Below are 14691 nucleotides of genomic sequence, written 5' to 3' on the forward strand. Positions count from 1 at the left end.
GGTGGACTCCAGTCAGTCAGTGATCGGGTGTGTGCCCCAACCCTCGATGCGGCCGCTCACCAAACGCTTACCAACCGCTGGCAGTCACGCTCGCGGCGGACCGAGAAGGGCCGCGGCCATGCCCTCCGCCGCGATGGTCGCGGCCGGCAGGTTCCCGTGACCGAGTGCGACGATGAGGGCCTGGTGGCAGTAGGACTGCGCCAGGCGGGCGTCGTTCTCGCTCTGGGCGATCCGGCTCAGGCCGATGAGGATCTGCCACCGCGTCCATCGGGTGCTCATCGACTCGCGCTCGCACCCACCCAGCGCCCGTTCGTACAGCTCGCGGGCGTGGGCGAGATCGCCGTCCAGGCGGGCGAGGTCGGCGAGCCCTCGGTGCGCGTCGGCCTGCGCCTCGGGCAGCCCGGTTCCGCGGGCGAGCTCGGCGGCGCGCTCGTAGTCCGCCCGCGCGGCGGCGGGCCGGCCGGCGGTGGCCAGCGCGTCGGCCTTCCTGACGAGCATCCGCGTCATGTCCTCCACCGCTCCCAACTGGCCCGCCAAGTCGAGGGCCTCTGCCATCAGCGGTACGAAGGCCGCTTCGTCCCCTTGCGCGCCGGTGAGCCAGGCCAGGTGGTCCAGTGCCGTCGCGATTCCCCACCGGTCGCCGACCGCGCGGAAGCCGTCGAGCGCCGCGCGGAACGCCCGCTCCGCCCCTGCCGGATCTCCGTCGAGCAGCCCTCTGGTGCCCACTGCCAACTGGGCGAAGGCCCGGGACCACGGATCGGCCCCGAACACCTTGTCCTCGCGGGGTCCGAGCACCATGAGCCGGAGCACGGCCAGGAAGGGGTAGCGCGGCCCGGCCGCGGTCAGGGTCGACGGCAGGCGTTCCAGCCATAGGCGTAGTTCGCGGTCGTAGCCGGCGCTCGACGCCGCCGCGTGCGCGAGGCACAGGGTGTACTCCTCCTCCAGGCCGGCGGGTGGCTCGGGGCCGATCGCCTTGAGGAGTTCGGCGGCGATCGGGCCGCGTCCGCCGCTCAGTCCCCGCAGTTGGCCGTGCCACGACAGGGCGGTGATCAGCTTGACGGCGAGCATCGGGTCGGCGCGTACGGCCCAGCGCAGCGCGGCGTCGAGGTTGCCGCGTTCGGCGTCGAGCCTGGCCAGCCAGTGGAGCTGGTCCGGGCCGCGCAGGTGGGGTTCGGCGGTCCGGGCCAGGTCGAGGAAGTACGCCGCGTGCGCCGCCCGCAGCCGCTCGCCTTCCCCGGTGCCCGCGAGCCGTTCGGCGCAGAACTCGCGGACCGTCTCCAGCATGCGGTAGCGCCCGTCGCCGGTCTCGACCAGGGATTTGTCGACGAGGTCGGCCAGCCGTTCGACGACCTCGGCATCGGGCAGCCCGCAGACCCGCGAGGCCGCGTGGAGGGTGGCACCGCCGCCGAACACCGTGAGCCGCGCCGCCAGCGCCTGCTCGTCCCGGCTCAGCAGGTCCCAGCTCCAGGCCACGACCGAGCGGAGGGTCTGATGCCGGGGCGCCGCCGTACGGTCGCCGCGGGACAGCAGCCCGAACCGGTCGTCGAGCCGTTCAGCGACGTCGTCGAGTGTCAGCGAACGGAGCCGCGCGGCGGCCAGCTCGATCGCCAGCGGCAGCCCGTCGAGCGTCCGGCAGACGCGGAGCACCAGGGAGATGTTGGCGTCGCCGACCGCGAAACCGGGACGGACGGCGACGGCCCGGTCGGCGAACAGCCGCACCGCCGGAAGGCCGAACCCCTCCGAGGCCGCGGTTTCGGGCCGCAGGGTCGCGAGAGGCGCGACCGGGCACAGGGTCTCACCGGTGACATCGAGCCGCTCCCGGCTGGTGACCAGGATCCGCAGGCCACGGCAGGCGGCCAGCAGGTGGCGGGCGAGCCGGGCGACTTCGTCCAGGACGTGCTCGCAGTTGTCCAGAATGAGCAGCAGCGGCCGCCCGGTCAACCCCGCGACCAGCCGGTCGATGGCGTCGAGCGGGCCGGACAGCGACGGCACCAGCCCGGCTTCCCGCAGGCCCAGCGCGCCGATCAGGGCTTGCGGGACGTCGGCGACCGGGGCCAGGTCGACGAAGCGGACCTCTCCCGGCTCCCGCGCGGCCGCCTCGATCGCCAGCCGGGTCTTCCCGACTCCGCCGGGCCCGGTGAGCGTGACCAGCCGGCCCTTCTTGAGGAGCTCGCCGACCCGTCCGAGATCTTCGCCGCGCCCGACGAAGCTGGTGAGCTGGGCGGGGACTCTGGCTCGTGGCACCTCGGCGAGCGTGCGTTCGGCGCGGAGGACCGCCAGGTGGACGTTCTGGAGCTCCGGGGAAGGATCGACGCCGAGCTCGCCGGCCAGTGTTCGCCGTGCGTCCTCGTACACGTCGAGCGCCTCGGCCTGGCGACCGCTCCCGTACAGCGCACGCATGAGCTGCCCGCGCAGGCGCTCCCGCAACGGATGCGCGGCCATGATCCCCGGCAGCTCCGCCACCAGGTGGTGGTGCTCACCCAGGCCCAGCCGCGCCTCGATGTGATCTTCGAGTGTGGCGATCCGCAGTTCCTCCAGGCGGGCGGCCTGCGGTTCGGCGAAGGGCGCTGTCATGACGTCGTTCAACGCCGGTCCCCGCCACAGGTCCAGGGCCGCCCGCGTCAACGGCGCGGCCTTGACATGGTCCCCGGCCGCGAGCGCCCGCCGTCCTTCGACGGCGAGCCGCTCGAACCGGTGCACGTCGACGTCCTCGGGATCGACCGCCAACCGATACCCGGCGGGACCGAACTCGACAAGCTCGCCACCCGCCGCCCGGAGCCCGCGGCGCAGGCGGGACACCTGGGTCTGCAGCGCGTGCGCGGAATCGCTCCGGCCGTACAGGCCCTCGACGAGCAGCCGCACGCTCACCTCCTGGCCCGCGTCCAGCAGCAGCATCGCCAGCAGCGAACGTACGCGCGGGCCGCCGACGGCTATCAGCCCGCCGTCGTCGGACCGCACCTCCACCGCGCCCAGGACACCGAACCACATGGCAGTGATTATCGACTGTTCTGTACGAGGTCAGACGGCGGCCAGTTCGCGGTCGTCGTCCGTAGGGATGACCTTGGGTACGTGGCGCAGGGTCACGAGGGCCGCGACCGCCACCAGGGCGGCGAAGCCGGCGCTGCCGAGCAGGGCGACGTGCATGCCGTTCACGAAGGCGTCCCTGGCGGCGGTGGTGAGCCGGCCGGCGAGCGCTCCGGGCAGCTCGGTGGCGACCTGCATCGCCGCGCCGAGGGAGTCGCCGGCCGCGCTCCGGGCGCCGGCGGTGAGTCCGGCGGGCGCTTCGAGGGTGCCGCGGTAGACGGCGTTGAGGATGCTGCCGAGTACGGCCATGCCCAGCGCGCCGCCGAGCTCGGTGGCGGTCTCGGAGATGGCCGAGGCGGCTCCGGAACGTTCCTTCGGCACCGAGGCCAGCACCGTGTCACCGGTGATGGTCAGGGCCAGGCCCATGGCGCTGCCGGAGAGGATCATCGGGATCAGCAGCACCGGGTAGTTCGACTCGAGGCCGGCCAGCAGGAACAGCGCGTAGGCCACCGCGGCGACGATCAGGCCGGTGGCGACGGCGCGGGCCCGGCCGAGCGCGTTGATCAGGACGGGCGCGAGCACGCCCCCGCCGACCATCGCGCCAAGTGCGGCGGGCAGCCCGGCCAGGCCCGAGGCCAGCGGCGTCCAGCCGAGGACGAGCTGGAAGTACTGGGAGAAGATCAGCGACTGGGCGACCAGGGCGAACATCGCGAAGAGGTTCGTGCTGATCGAACCGGTGAACGCGGCCCGCCTGAAGAGGCTGACATCGATGAGCGGGTCCGCCACCCTGGCCTGCCGCACCAGGAACAGGACCAGCCCGGCGACGCCCACGACGACGGAGATCACCACATGCGCCTCGGCGAGGCCGTGCTGGGCGGCCTCCTTGACCCCGTACACGATGCCCAGCACGCCGACGGCGGACAGCGGCACGCTGAGCAGGTCGAGGTGGCCGGGCCGGGGGCCGCGCGCCTCGGGCAGCACGACGAGCCCGGCGACGAACGCGACGGCCATGATCGGCACGTTGATCAGGAACACCGCACCCCACCAGAAGTGGGTCAGCAGCGCGCCGCCGAGCACCGGGCCGAGCCCGACCGCGAGCCCGCCGACCGCGCTGAAGATCCCGATCGCCGACGTACGCTCCTTCGGCTCGGTGAACACCCGGCGGATGAGGGACAGCGCGGACGGCATGAGCGTGGCTCCCGCGACGCCGAGCAGCGCCCGCGCCGCGATCAGCAGCTCCGCGTTCGGGGTGAACGCGGTCAGCGCGGAGGCGGCGGCGAACCCCACGGCGCCGATGAGCAGCAACTTCTTGTGGCCGATGCGGTCGCCGATCCCGCCCATCGTGACCAGCAGGGCGGCCAGCGCGAAGCCGTACGCGTCGGCGATCCACAGGATCTGGGTGGCCGAAGGGTGCAGGGCGCGGTTGAGGTTGGGGATGGCCAGGTTCAGGGCGGTCATGTCGATATTGGGGATCACCGCGACAAGGCAGGCGATGACCAGCGTGCCCCACTTTCGGGCGTTCGAGATGGGCATAGGGGGGCGCCTTTCGATAACTGTATCCGGCGGACACTTGGTGTACGATAGACGCAGTTTCAGAGTGGCGCAATGCGAACGGGAGCTCAGATGGCGGCGAAGAAGGACGGCGAGTTCGGGCCCAAGGATCAGGCGAGCGCCATGGAGCTGCTGTGGGGGGCGGTCGGCCGGCCGACCCGGGGGCCCAAGCCCGCTCTCAGCACCGAGCGCATCGCCCGGGCGGCCATCGACATCGCCGACGCCGAAGGGCTCGCGATGGTCTCCATGCAACGGGTCGCCGCCGACCTCGACTTCACGAAGATGTCGCTGTACCGGTATTTTCCCGGCAAGACCGAGCTGATCGCCTTCATGATCGACACGGCTCTGGGGGAGCCGCCCGCCCTGGGCGAGGGGGGCTGGCGGGCCAAGCTGGGGGAGTGGGCGCGGCAGTGCTGGGTGGTCTACCAGCGACACCCCTGGCTGCTCCAGGTCACCGTGGGCCAGAGGGCGGTCGGCCCCAACGAGCTCGGCTGGATGGAGTGCGCCGTCGAGGCGCTCGCCCCGACCGGGCTCGACGGGGCCGAGCAACTGGACGCGGTCGTCCTCGTGACGGGTCACGTTCGCAACCTCGCACAGCAGGTGCTGACCACGGTGACGCCGGCGGGGGTGCGGGCGGGCAGCACGGAGGGGGAGCTGATCTCGGTTCTGGCCGGGCTGCTGGTGCGGCATGGCGAGCGATTCCCCGCCCTCACGACTGCTGTCGCGTCCGCCGCCGCGGGCTCCGCCCAGGACGACGCGCTCGACTTCGGGCTGAACCGCATCTTCGACGGCCTGGAGCTCCTGATCGCCGCCCGCTCGAAGTAACCGGGCGCTCCACCGGGTTGGCCGACTCGGTCCGGTCAGCGAGGCCAGGTCAGGTCGGACCGGGTCAGATCGGACCAGGTCAGGTCAGGCCGGGTCAGGCCGGGGTGTGGGTCTGGCGTACGCCGCGCCGCCAGATGTCGGCGATGGCGCGGGTGGCGGTGATGTCCCGGGTCGGGTCGCCGTCGACGAGGAGCAGGTCCGCGCGGAGGCCCGGGGCGATCCGGCCGCGGTCGGAGAGCCCGAAGTGGCGGGCCGGGAGGCTGGTGGCCGCCGCGAGCGCCTCCGCCGGCGTCAGCCCGGCCTCGGTCAGCAGCAACAGCTCGTGGTGCAGGCCGGCGCCGTGCGGCGGCCCGAAGGGGGTGCAGTCGGTGCCTGCCAGCAGCGGAACCCCGGCGCGGAAGAGGGCCAGGGCCGCGTGCGAGGCGTTCGTCACGCCTGCGGAATGCAGGGGGATGTCGCTGAACTCCCGGTTGAAGGTGGCCTTCGACCGCTCCGACATCCGGCCCGCGACCCGCGGGTCACGCAGGAGCTCCGTGCCGCCGGGATCGCCGGTGACGGCCTCCATGTACGTGATCGTGCTGATGACGAACGCGTCGTACGCGGCGATCCGGGCGGCCATCTCCTCGGCCCCGGCGGGATCGGTGTCGGCGTACAGGTGCGCCAGCCCGTCGACACCCACGTCCAGGGCGATCATGGCCTCCCGCGCGGTGATTGTGTGCGCGATGGCCTTGAGCCCGGCGGCGTGCGCGGCTTCGACCAGGACGGCGGCCAGCTCCGGGCTGAGCACGGGCAGCCGCGTCCCGCCCGACGCGCCGTCGTCGACCGCGATCTTCAGGTAGTCGGCGCCCTCCGCCAGCCGGGCCTCGACGAACGCCTTGGCCTGGCCGGAGTCGGCGACGGTGTCGATCGTGGCGTCCGTGCCCAGGACCTTCAGCACGTCGGGGGTCATGATCTGGGTCGGGTGCCCGCCGGGCGCGGTGGCGATGACGCTGGAGCTACGCAGGTCGGCGACGTCGTCGCGGTCGGCGGCCAGCCGGCGCTGGGCGGCCAGGAGGGGCGGCAGGTTGTTCAGGTCGAGCTCGGTGGTCACGCCGAACCGCAGCGCCTCGGCGAGGTCCCCGTCGAAGGCGTGCGCGTGCGCGTCGATCAGGCCGGGGAGCAGGGTCTTCCCGGTGCCGTCGAGTTCGAGGTCGGCGGGGCCGCCCGGCTCGCCGATGCGGTCGCCGTCGATCAGGACGTCGGCGCCGGGAAGGGTCCGCTCGCCGTCGAAGACGCGGACGTTATGGATCAGGGTACGCATGTCACTCCTGAATTTGATTTGACGTCGAACTATCTCGGGGCGGAAAGCCGCACGGCCCCGGAGCGATGATTCACCATCGGATAGTACGACGTCTAACTATCAATGTCCACTAGCATCTGGGGCGTGACTGAGGTCTTCACGAGCTGGAAGTCCTGGCAGGACGCCGCGCGGCCGCTCGCCGCGGCGCTGCCGGGGGAGGCGGTCGAGGTGCTGGAGGAGGCCGTGGCCTTCGCCGTACTGCAGCACGGTGATCAGCTGCGGCCGACCGGTGTGCCGTACCTGGAGCATCTGCTGGAGGCGCTGGAGATCGCGGTGGTCGGGGCGCAGGTGCGCGACCCCGACGTCCTGGTGGCGATCGTGCTGCACGACGTGGTCGAGGACACCCCGTGCACGCGCGCGGAGATCGCCGAGCGGTTCGGGGAGCACGTCGCCGAGCTGGTCGCGTGGGTGACCAAGCCCGGCGTGGCCGCCGGGCAGGGCAAAGCGGCGGTGAAGGCGGCCTACCTGCGGGCGCTGGCGAGCGCGCCGCCGCAGGCCGTGCTGGTCAAGCTGGCCGACCGGGTGAGCAACGTACAGGAGCTGCACCGGATGCCGGTGGAGTTCCAGCGGCGATACCACCGGGAGACGGTGGAGCACATTGTGCCGCTGGCGGCGTCGTCACCGTGGTTCGCCCGCTGGTTCGCCGGATGGAGGGACGACTATCGGGCGTTCGAATAAAGGCCGGTCAAGAGAAGCGGGTAGGCAGGCGGGCCAGGCGGTTGCGGACGCCGTCGAAGTGGGCGAAGACCGCCGCGACCGCCGCGCTCTTGTCCCCGGCCTGTACGGCCGCGTAGATGTCGCGGTGCCGCTTCGCCACGTCCGCCGGCGGCTCGTCCGGCGCGCCGAGCTGGTCGCGAAGCTGGTGGTACACATCCCAGAACGCCCCGAGTAACTGGCTGACCAGCGGGTTGCCGAGCGGCCGGTAGAGCAGGTCGTGGAAGAGCCGGTCCGTCTCCGGTGACACGTCGCCGACCAGCGCCTCGCTCTCCATGCGGGCCATCACGTCGGCGACCGGCGTCAGGTCGGCCTCCGGGCCCAGGTCGATGAGCCGCTGGACCAGGCCGGCCTCCAGGATCTCGCGGATCTCGGTGAGGTGGGCGAGGTGGTTCTTGCCGTCCTGGAGCGTGATGCGGCTGTGGAAGGCCAGCTCGTCGACCAGCCCGGCCAGCGACATCCGGCCCACGAACATGCCGAAGCCGTGGCGGATGTCGACGATCCCGACCGCCTGCAGCGCCTTGAGCGCCTCCCGGACGGAGTTGCGGCTGACCTGGAGCTCTTCCATGAGCTCGGATTCGGTGGGCAGAGGATCACCCGCCACGAGCCCGCGCTGGAGGATGAGCTCTTTGACGCCCTCCTGGGCCTCGACGGCGCGGCTGGGCCGCGAGCGCGGGACAGTGGTCATGAAGGATCCCTTCTAAGTATGCGCTTAGGTAACATTCCGGAAATCTCCTGTTGACCTCAACCGGGCCCGGCCCATAGCGTCCACCCTACGCACAACATAGGACATGGGACGTCCTACGTTCCAGTTCCAGGAGGCATCCGTGAGCTCTGAGTTCAGCCGCCGTGACTTCCTGCGCTACAGCGGGGCCACGGGTGCGGCGGCGTTAATCGCGTCCACCCTGTCCGCCTGCTCGGGCGGGCCGGCTTCGACCGGTTCGGTCGGCGCCGGATCCAACAAAGACCTGATCACCGCGGTCATCGGCTATGGCAACGACCAGAGCTGGGATCCGACGCAGACGGCCTCCGCCTTCGCGATGGCCGGCATCCAGCACGTGTACGAGGGCCTGCTCGACACCGATCCGATCACCCGTGAGCCGTTCCCGGCCCTGGCGACCGCGCTGCCCACGGACCTGAACGCCACCTCGTGGAAGTTCACCCTCCGCGACGGCGCGAAGTGGCACGACGGCCAGCCGGTGACCGCCGACGACGTGGTCTTCACCTTCGAGCGCATCCTCGACCCGCAGGCGAACGTGCTGACGGGCAACTTCTTCAAGTCCTGGCTCCAGGAAGTGAAGAAGATCGACGACAAGAACGTCGAGCTGGTCTTCAAGTTCGCCTTCCCCGACGCGGCGCCCCGGCTGACCATCGCCAAGATCATGCCCAAGCACGTCTTCAGCCAGGCCGGCGCCTGGGACGCGGCCAAGACCGGCAAGGCCGTCGGCTCGGGACCGTACAAGCAGACGGCGCACAACCCCAAGAGCAACACCACCTTCGAGGCGTTCGCCGACTACAACGGGCCGCGCCCGGCGACCGTCAAGAAGATGAACTGGCTGACGATCGTGGACGCGGCGGCCCGCGTCGCGAAGATCTCCGGCGGCTCGGCCGAGGCGCAGATCGCCGACAACATCCCGTACGCCAACGTCGAGCAGCTCAAGCAGCAGGGGCTGACCGTCGAGGGCGGCGCGGGCATGAACCACATGTTCCTGATGTTCAACACCGGCACCAAGCCGTTCGACGACGTCCGCGTACGGCAGGCGCTGCACTACGCGATCGACAAGAAGAAGCTGATCGACGTGGCCCTCAAGGGGCACGGCACCGCCTCCAGCTCCTTCCTCAACGAGGGCCACCCCGACCACAAGCGGGCCTCGGTCGTCTACGACTACGACCAGGAGAAGGCCAAGGCCCTGCTCAAAGAGGCGGGCGTGAGCAACCTGACGATCAACCTGATGGCCGTCAACGTGAGCTGGATCGCCGACTGCCTGCCGACCATCGCCGCCTCCTGGGAGGCGATCGGCGTCAAGACGACGCTGGAGCCGCAGGACACGGCCGCGCTGTTCGCCAAGATGGACCAGTTCCAGGACTACCAGGTGGTCGCGGCGGCCTCGAACCCCAACCAGTTCGGCATGGACGCCGACCTGATCCTGCGCTACAACTTCGTGGCCGGCGGCCTGTGGATGAAGTACAGCCACTGGGGCGAGAGCAAGGACGCCAAGTCGCTGTTCGCCCAGATGGACGAGGCCACCAAAGAGCCCGACAAGGCGGCCAAGGCCGCTAAGGTCCAGAAATATCTGGATCTCATCGCCGAGCAGGCGGTGCTCTACCCCGTCGTCCACACCGAGCTGATGACCGCCTGGGACCCCAAGAAGCTGTCCGGCATCCGCGCGCAGGCTTACCCGGGCATCAACCTGCTCCAGGCCAAGCGCACCTGATCATGGTCTTCATCGCCAGAATGCTCCTCCGGCGGATTCTCGTCCTGGTCCCGCTGGTGCTCGGGGTCGCCGCGTTCGTGTTCATCGTGATGCGTTTCTCCAACAGCAAGCCGGAGTACGCCTACTTCCAGGGCGCGAACCCGACCCCCGAGCAGATCCACCAGTTCCAGGTCGAGAACGGCCTGCTCGACCCGCTGCCGCTGCGCTACCTGCGCTTCATCGGCGACCTGGCCAGGGGCGACCTGGGCACCAGCGTGCTCACCAAGAAGCCGGTGCTCGAATCGGTCACGACCGCGCTGCCGCTGACGCTCCAGCTCACGCTGCTCGGCCTGCTCATCGCGGTCGTGCTGGCGCTGATCTTCGGCGTCACCGGGGCGCTGTTCCGCGACCGCTGGCCCGACCAGGTTATCCGCATCGTCTCGCTGGTCGGGGTGGCGGCTCCGGCGTTCTGGCTGGCGCTGCTGATGATCCAGTGGCTGGCCGTGGGGCAGGGCCTGTTCCCGACCGGCGGCTACATCAATCCGGCCGACTCGACGAGCGGCTGGCTGCGCTCGATGACGCTGCCCGCCCTGTCGCTGTCGCTGCCGGTCGCGGCCCAGCTCACCAGGATCATCCGCACGTCGATGGTCGAGGAGCTCGACCGCGACTACGTACGCACCGCGATAGGCAGCGGGCTGCCGCCGATCGTCGTGGTGGGCCGCAACGTGCTGCGTAACGCGCTGATCAACCCGCTGACCGTGCTCGGCCTGCGCATCGGCTACCTGATCGGCGGCGCGGTGGTCATCGAGCAGATCTACGGCCTGCCGGGCATGGGTCAGCTCATGATCAACGCGGTACGCGACGGTGACCCCGCGGTCGTGCAGGGCGTCGTGCTGACCGTCGCGGTCGGCTTCATGGTCGTCAACCTGCTGGTCGACGTCCTGTACCTGCTGGTCAACCCCAGGCTCAGGAGCACCGCCTGATGAGACGTGGACTGACGGAACGCCTGTCCAAGCCGGGCGTCGCCTTCAAGCGGCTGCGGCCGATGTCGTGGGTCGCCGTGGGCGTCGTCGCCGTGGTCGTCCTGGCCGCGCTGCTCGCGCCGCTGATCGCGCCGCACTCGCCGCTCTTCCAGGAGGCCACCGGCGGCGGCCCGTCCGCGAGCCACTGGATGGGACTCGACAGCGCCAACCGCGACATCCTGTCCAGGCTCCTGTACGGCGCCCGCTGGTCGCTGATCATCGGCCTCGGCGCGACCGGCCTGGCCCTGGTCGTGGGGGCCGTCATCGGCGCCGCCGCGGCCACCTCCCGCCGGGCCGTCGACGAGACGATCATGCGCCTGCTCGACGTGATCATGGCCTTCCCCGGCATCGCGCTGGCCGCCGTGCTGGTGGCGGTGTTCGGTGGCAGCATCCCGGTGCTGGTGATGGCGATGGCCTTCCTCTACATGCCGTCGGTGGCCCGTGTCGTGCGGGCCAACGTGATCGCCCAGTACGGCGAGGACTACGTCGCGGCCGAGCGGATCATCGGCGCGCGCACCCCGCACATCCTGATCCGGCACATCGCCATCAACTGCGCCGCGCCGGTGCTGGTGTTCTGCACGGTGATGGTGGCCGACGCGATCGTCTTCGAGGCGTCGCTGTCGTTCATCGGCGCCGGGGTACGGCCGCCGAACCCGTCGTGGGGCAGCGTCATCGCCGACGGCAAGAACATGGTGCTGCTCGGCGGCTGGTGGGCCACGGTCTTCCCCGGCCTGCTCATCCTGATCACCGTGCTCGCCCTGAACATCCTGTCCGAGGGCATCTCCGACGCCTGGGCTTCGCCTGCCGCCCGCAAGGCCGTGATCAAGAAGGACGACGCGTTCGAGGCGGCCCGGCCGGGCTCCGGTGAGATCGTCGAGCTGCCAGGACTGGCCGAGGCTGCCCTCAGACTGGCCGAACGGGCCCGCCCGCTGCCCGAGGGCCCGCCGATCCTCTCGGTGGAACGGCTGCGGATCGGCTTCGCCGAGGGCGTGGACATCGTCGACGGCATCGCCTTCGAGGTACGGCCGGGCGAGGTGCTCGGGCTGGTCGGCGAGTCCGGCTGCGGCAAGTCGCTGACCGCGCTGACCATCATGGGCCTGCAGCCCCGCGACGCCCGCGTCAGCGGCCAGGTCCGCTTCGACCAGCAGGAGCTCCTCTCGCTGCCGCGCCGCGCCCGCCGCCGCCTGCTCGGCCACGAGATGGCGATGATCTACCAGGACGCGCTCTCCTCGCTGAACCCGGCCATGACCATCAAGTCCCAGCTCAAGCAGGTCACCCGCCGTGGTGGCCGCCGGACACCGGCCGAACTGCTCGAACTGGTCGGCCTGGACGCCCGCCGTACCCTGTCCTCCTACCCGCACGAGCTGTCCGGCGGGCAGCGGCAGCGGGTGCTGATCGCGATGGCGCTGTCGCGCGAGCCCAAGCTGATCGTCGCCGACGAGCCCACCGCCGCGCTCGACGTGACCGTCCAGGCACAGGTCATCGAGCTGCTGCTGAAGCTGCGCGAGGAGCTCGGGTTCGCGCTGATCCTCGTCTCCCACGACCTCGCGCTGATCGCCGATGTCACCGACCGCGTGGTCGTCATGTACGGCGGGCAGATCGTGGAGACCGGCGCCACGGCGACGCTGGTCGGCGCGCCCGCCCACCACTACGCCCGTGGGCTGCTCGGCTCCGTGCTGTCGCTGGAGTCGGGGGCCGAGCGGCTCACCCAGATTCCCGGCGTGGTGCCCGCGCCGGCGGACTTCCCGGCCGGCTGCCGCTTCGCCGACCGGTGCCCGATGGTCACGGACGTGTGCCGTACCGACGTACCGGAGTTGGAGGGGGACGCCCGGCAGCACGCCGTGGCGTGTCACCATCCCGCTGTCGTCCTCGTGGGGAGTGATCAGCATGCTTGAGCTCAAGGACGTGCACGTCGTGCACAAGGCCCGCTCGGGCGGGATGTTCTCACGGGACCGCGTCTACGCGCTGACCGCGGCGAACCTCACGATCAGCGCCGGCGAGACGGTCGGCGTCGTGGGGGAGTCGGGCTGCGGCAAGTCCACGCTGGCCAAGGTGCTGGTGGCGCTGCAGCGGCCGACCTCGGGCACCGTGACCTTCCGCGGCAAGGACCTGTGGGCGCTCAAGGACGCCGAGCGGCGGGGCATGATCGGGTCGAGCGTCGGGATGATATTTCAGGACCCGTCCACGGCGCTCAACCGGCGGCTGCCCATCAGGCAGGTGCTCCGCGACCCGCTCAACGTGCACGGCCGCGGCACCCCGGCCGAGCGGGACGCCCGCGTGCGCGAGCTCCTCGACCTCGTCGGCCTGCCCGCCGGCGCGGCGGACCTGCTGCCGGGCCAGCTCTCTGGCGGGCAGCGGCAGCGCGTGGCCATCGCCAGGGCGCTCGCCCTCGAACCCGACCTGCTCATCGCCGACGAGCCGACCAGCGCCCTTGACGTCTCGGTGCGGGCGCAGATACTCAACCTGCTGCTCGATCTGAAGGAGCGGCTCGGGCTGGCGCTGGTGTTCGTCTCGCACGACATCCAAACCGTCCGGCGGATGAGCGACCGGGTGGTGACCATGTACCTGGGCAGGATCGTCGAGCAGACACCCGCGCACGCCGTACCCCTGAACGCCCGGCATCCCTACACGCGGGCGCTGTTCTCCGCCACGCCGGGGCTGATCTCGCCGATCAACCCGATCCCGCTGGTCGGCGTCGTGCCCTCGGCCACCAGGCCGCCGAGCGGCTGCCCGTTCCGCACCCGGTGCTGGCGGGCCGACGAGGAGTGCGGCGCCGCCTGGCCCGCGGCGCGGAGCGATGCCGACCACCTCTACCACTGCCACCACCCGGTGGCGGCGGGAGCCACCGACCTCGAACTGATCCAGGAGCGTGCATGACGAAAGAGTCCGTGACGAAGCTGACCGGTGTGATACCTCCGGTCTGCACCCCGCTGACCCCCGACCGTCAGGTGGACGCCGCGTCGCTCATCCGGCTGGTCGACCACCTGCTCGAGGGTGGGGTGGACGGGCTGTTCGTGCTCGGGTCGTCGTCGGAGGTGGCCTACTTGACCGACGCCCAGCGCCGGGTGGTGCTCGACACCGTGGTCGGCCATGTGGGCGGGCGGGTGCCGGTGCTGGCGGGGGTGATCGACATGACGACGCCGCGGGTCCTCGAACACGTGCGGGTCGCCGTCGAGGCCGGGGTCTCGGGGTTGGTGGCGACGGCGCCGTTCTACACGCGCACCCATCCCACCGAGATCCGGACCCATTTCCGGACCATCAGTGCTGAGAGTGGATTGCCGGTCTATGCCTATGATCTGCCGGTTGCCGTACACACCAAGTTGACCGCCGACCTGCTGCTGGGGCTGGCCGCTGAGGGGGTGCTGGCCGGGGTCAAGGATTCGAGCGGGGACGACGGCGGCCTGCGGCAGGTGATCCTCGGCCGCGAGGCGCCGTTCAGCGTGCTGACCGGGTCCGAGGTGACGGTGGACTCCGCCCTGTGGATGGGCGCCGACGGTGTGGTGCCCGGCTTGGGCAATGTGGATCCCCACGGGTACGTCCGGCTCTATCAGGCGGCCCGGCAGGGCGACTGGGAGGCGGCCCGGCTGGAGCAGGAGCGGCTGGTGCGGCTGTTCGAGATCGTCACGGTCGGCGGCGACCGGATGGGCGGGAGCTCGTCGGGGCTCGGCGCCTTCAAGGCCGCGCTGCACCTGCGCGGCGTCATCGACCACCCGGCCACCGCGCTGCCGCAGGTCCCGCTGAATGACGAGGAGACCGGCCGCATCGGCAAGCACCTGGCCACCGCGGGCCTGCTGTGACGATC

At 71.0% G+C, this 14691-nt stretch carries 11 protein-coding genes; 7 read left to right on the forward strand and 4 right to left on the reverse strand.

Going from position 1 to position 14691, the window contains the following annotated elements:
• Positions 1 to 84: 84 nt before the first annotated feature.
• Both KLK06_RS19835 and KLK06_RS19840 read right to left on the reverse strand, forming a co-directional pair.
• Positions 85 to 2988, reverse strand: a complete 2904-nt coding sequence (locus tag KLK06_RS19835) for a BTAD domain-containing putative transcriptional regulator (RefSeq protein WP_214637015.1) — start codon at positions 2986 to 2988, stop codon at positions 85 to 87.
• 30 nt (positions 2989 to 3018) lie between these two features.
• Positions 3019 to 4557, reverse strand: a complete 1539-nt coding sequence (locus tag KLK06_RS19840; RefSeq protein ID WP_214637016.1) for an MFS transporter — start codon at positions 4555 to 4557, stop codon at positions 3019 to 3021.
• A 90-nt stretch (positions 4558 to 4647) separates the two neighbouring features.
• On the opposite strand from KLK06_RS19840, the gene KLK06_RS19845 reads away from it, so the two are divergent.
• Complete coding sequence (locus KLK06_RS19845) at positions 4648 to 5400, forward strand: TetR/AcrR family transcriptional regulator (protein ID WP_214637017.1); 753 nt, start codon at positions 4648 to 4650, stop codon at positions 5398 to 5400.
• Positions 5401 to 5494: 94 nt separating this feature from the next.
• Here KLK06_RS19845 and KLK06_RS19850 read toward each other — a convergent pair whose 3' ends face one another.
• Positions 5495 to 6700, reverse strand: coding sequence for an amidohydrolase family protein (locus tag KLK06_RS19850; RefSeq protein WP_214637018.1), 1206 nt, complete (start codon positions 6698 to 6700; stop codon positions 5495 to 5497).
• A 123-nt stretch (positions 6701 to 6823) separates the two neighbouring features.
• On the opposite strand from KLK06_RS19850, the gene KLK06_RS19855 reads away from it, so the two are divergent.
• A complete protein-coding gene (locus KLK06_RS19855) occupies positions 6824 to 7417 on the forward strand; it encodes an HD domain-containing protein (RefSeq protein ID WP_308168342.1) in 594 nt (197 codons plus the stop codon).
• Between the two features lie 7 nt (positions 7418 to 7424).
• On the opposite strand, the gene KLK06_RS19860 is transcribed toward KLK06_RS19855, so the two are convergent.
• Positions 7425 to 8141 carry a FadR/GntR family transcriptional regulator gene (locus tag KLK06_RS19860; protein ID WP_214637020.1) on the reverse strand — a complete coding sequence of 239 codons (717 nt, stop codon included), beginning with the start codon at positions 8139 to 8141 and terminating at the stop codon, positions 7425 to 7427.
• Between the two features lie 139 nt (positions 8142 to 8280).
• Between KLK06_RS19860 and KLK06_RS19865 the strand changes: the two genes are divergently transcribed.
• From KLK06_RS19865 to KLK06_RS19885, 5 genes are read left to right on the forward strand one after another with little or no spacing between them, the layout of a single operon-like run.
• Positions 8281 to 9888, forward strand: a complete 1608-nt coding sequence (locus KLK06_RS19865) for an ABC transporter substrate-binding protein (protein ID WP_214637021.1) — start codon at positions 8281 to 8283, stop codon at positions 9886 to 9888.
• A gap of 20 nt (positions 9889 to 9908) precedes the next feature.
• Complete coding sequence (locus tag KLK06_RS19870) at positions 9909 to 10850, forward strand: ABC transporter permease (RefSeq protein ID WP_250905728.1); 942 nt, start codon at positions 9909 to 9911, stop codon at positions 10848 to 10850.
• Positions 10850 to 12784: a dipeptide/oligopeptide/nickel ABC transporter permease/ATP-binding protein gene (locus tag KLK06_RS19875; protein WP_214637023.1), complete on the forward strand. Its 1935-nt coding sequence runs from the start codon at positions 10850 to 10852 to the stop codon at positions 12782 to 12784. The genes KLK06_RS19870 and KLK06_RS19875 overlap by 1 nt, the downstream gene beginning before the upstream one ends.
• Positions 12777 to 13766: an ABC transporter ATP-binding protein gene (locus KLK06_RS19880; RefSeq protein ID WP_214637024.1), complete on the forward strand. Its 990-nt coding sequence runs from the start codon at positions 12777 to 12779 to the stop codon at positions 13764 to 13766. Before KLK06_RS19875 ends, KLK06_RS19880 begins: the two co-directional genes overlap by 8 nt.
• The gene (locus KLK06_RS19885) at positions 13763 to 14686 is read left to right on the forward strand and encodes a dihydrodipicolinate synthase family protein (RefSeq protein WP_214637025.1); all 924 of its coding nucleotides are present in this window, start codon (positions 13763 to 13765) and stop codon (positions 14684 to 14686) included. Before KLK06_RS19880 ends, KLK06_RS19885 begins: the two co-directional genes overlap by 4 nt.
• Positions 14687 to 14691 lie beyond the last annotated feature (5 nt).

This window comes from Nonomuraea sp. NEAU-A123 (assembly GCF_018603905.1).
GTDB lineage: Bacteria > Actinomycetota > Actinomycetes > Streptosporangiales > Streptosporangiaceae > Nonomuraea.

Excerpts from the sequence above, each read along its gene's own strand:
- KLK06_RS19870 (WP_250905728.1), top strand. The coding sequence starts at position 9,909 with ATGCTCCTCCGGCGGATTCTCGTCCTGGTCCCGCTGGTGCTCGGGGTC.
- KLK06_RS19835 (WP_214637015.1), bottom strand. The coding sequence starts at position 2,988 with ATGTGGTTCGGTGTCCTGGGCGCGGTGGAGGTGCGGTCCGACGACGGC.
- KLK06_RS19885 (WP_214637025.1), top strand. The coding sequence starts at position 13,763 with ATGACGAAAGAGTCCGTGACGAAGCTGACCGGTGTGATACCTCCGGTC.
- KLK06_RS19875 (WP_214637023.1), top strand. The coding sequence starts at position 10,850 with ATGAGACGTGGACTGACGGAACGCCTGTCCAAGCCGGGCGTCGCCTTC.
- KLK06_RS19840 (WP_214637016.1), bottom strand. The coding sequence starts at position 4,557 with ATGCCCATCTCGAACGCCCGAAAGTGGGGCACGCTGGTCATCGCCTGC.
- KLK06_RS19850 (WP_214637018.1), bottom strand. The coding sequence starts at position 6,700 with ATGCGTACCCTGATCCATAACGTCCGCGTCTTCGACGGCGAGCGGACC.
- KLK06_RS19880 (WP_214637024.1), top strand. The coding sequence starts at position 12,777 with ATGCTTGAGCTCAAGGACGTGCACGTCGTGCACAAGGCCCGCTCGGGC.
- KLK06_RS19860 (WP_214637020.1), bottom strand. The coding sequence starts at position 8,141 with ATGACCACTGTCCCGCGCTCGCGGCCCAGCCGCGCCGTCGAGGCCCAG.
- KLK06_RS19845 (WP_214637017.1), top strand. The coding sequence starts at position 4,648 with ATGGCGGCGAAGAAGGACGGCGAGTTCGGGCCCAAGGATCAGGCGAGC.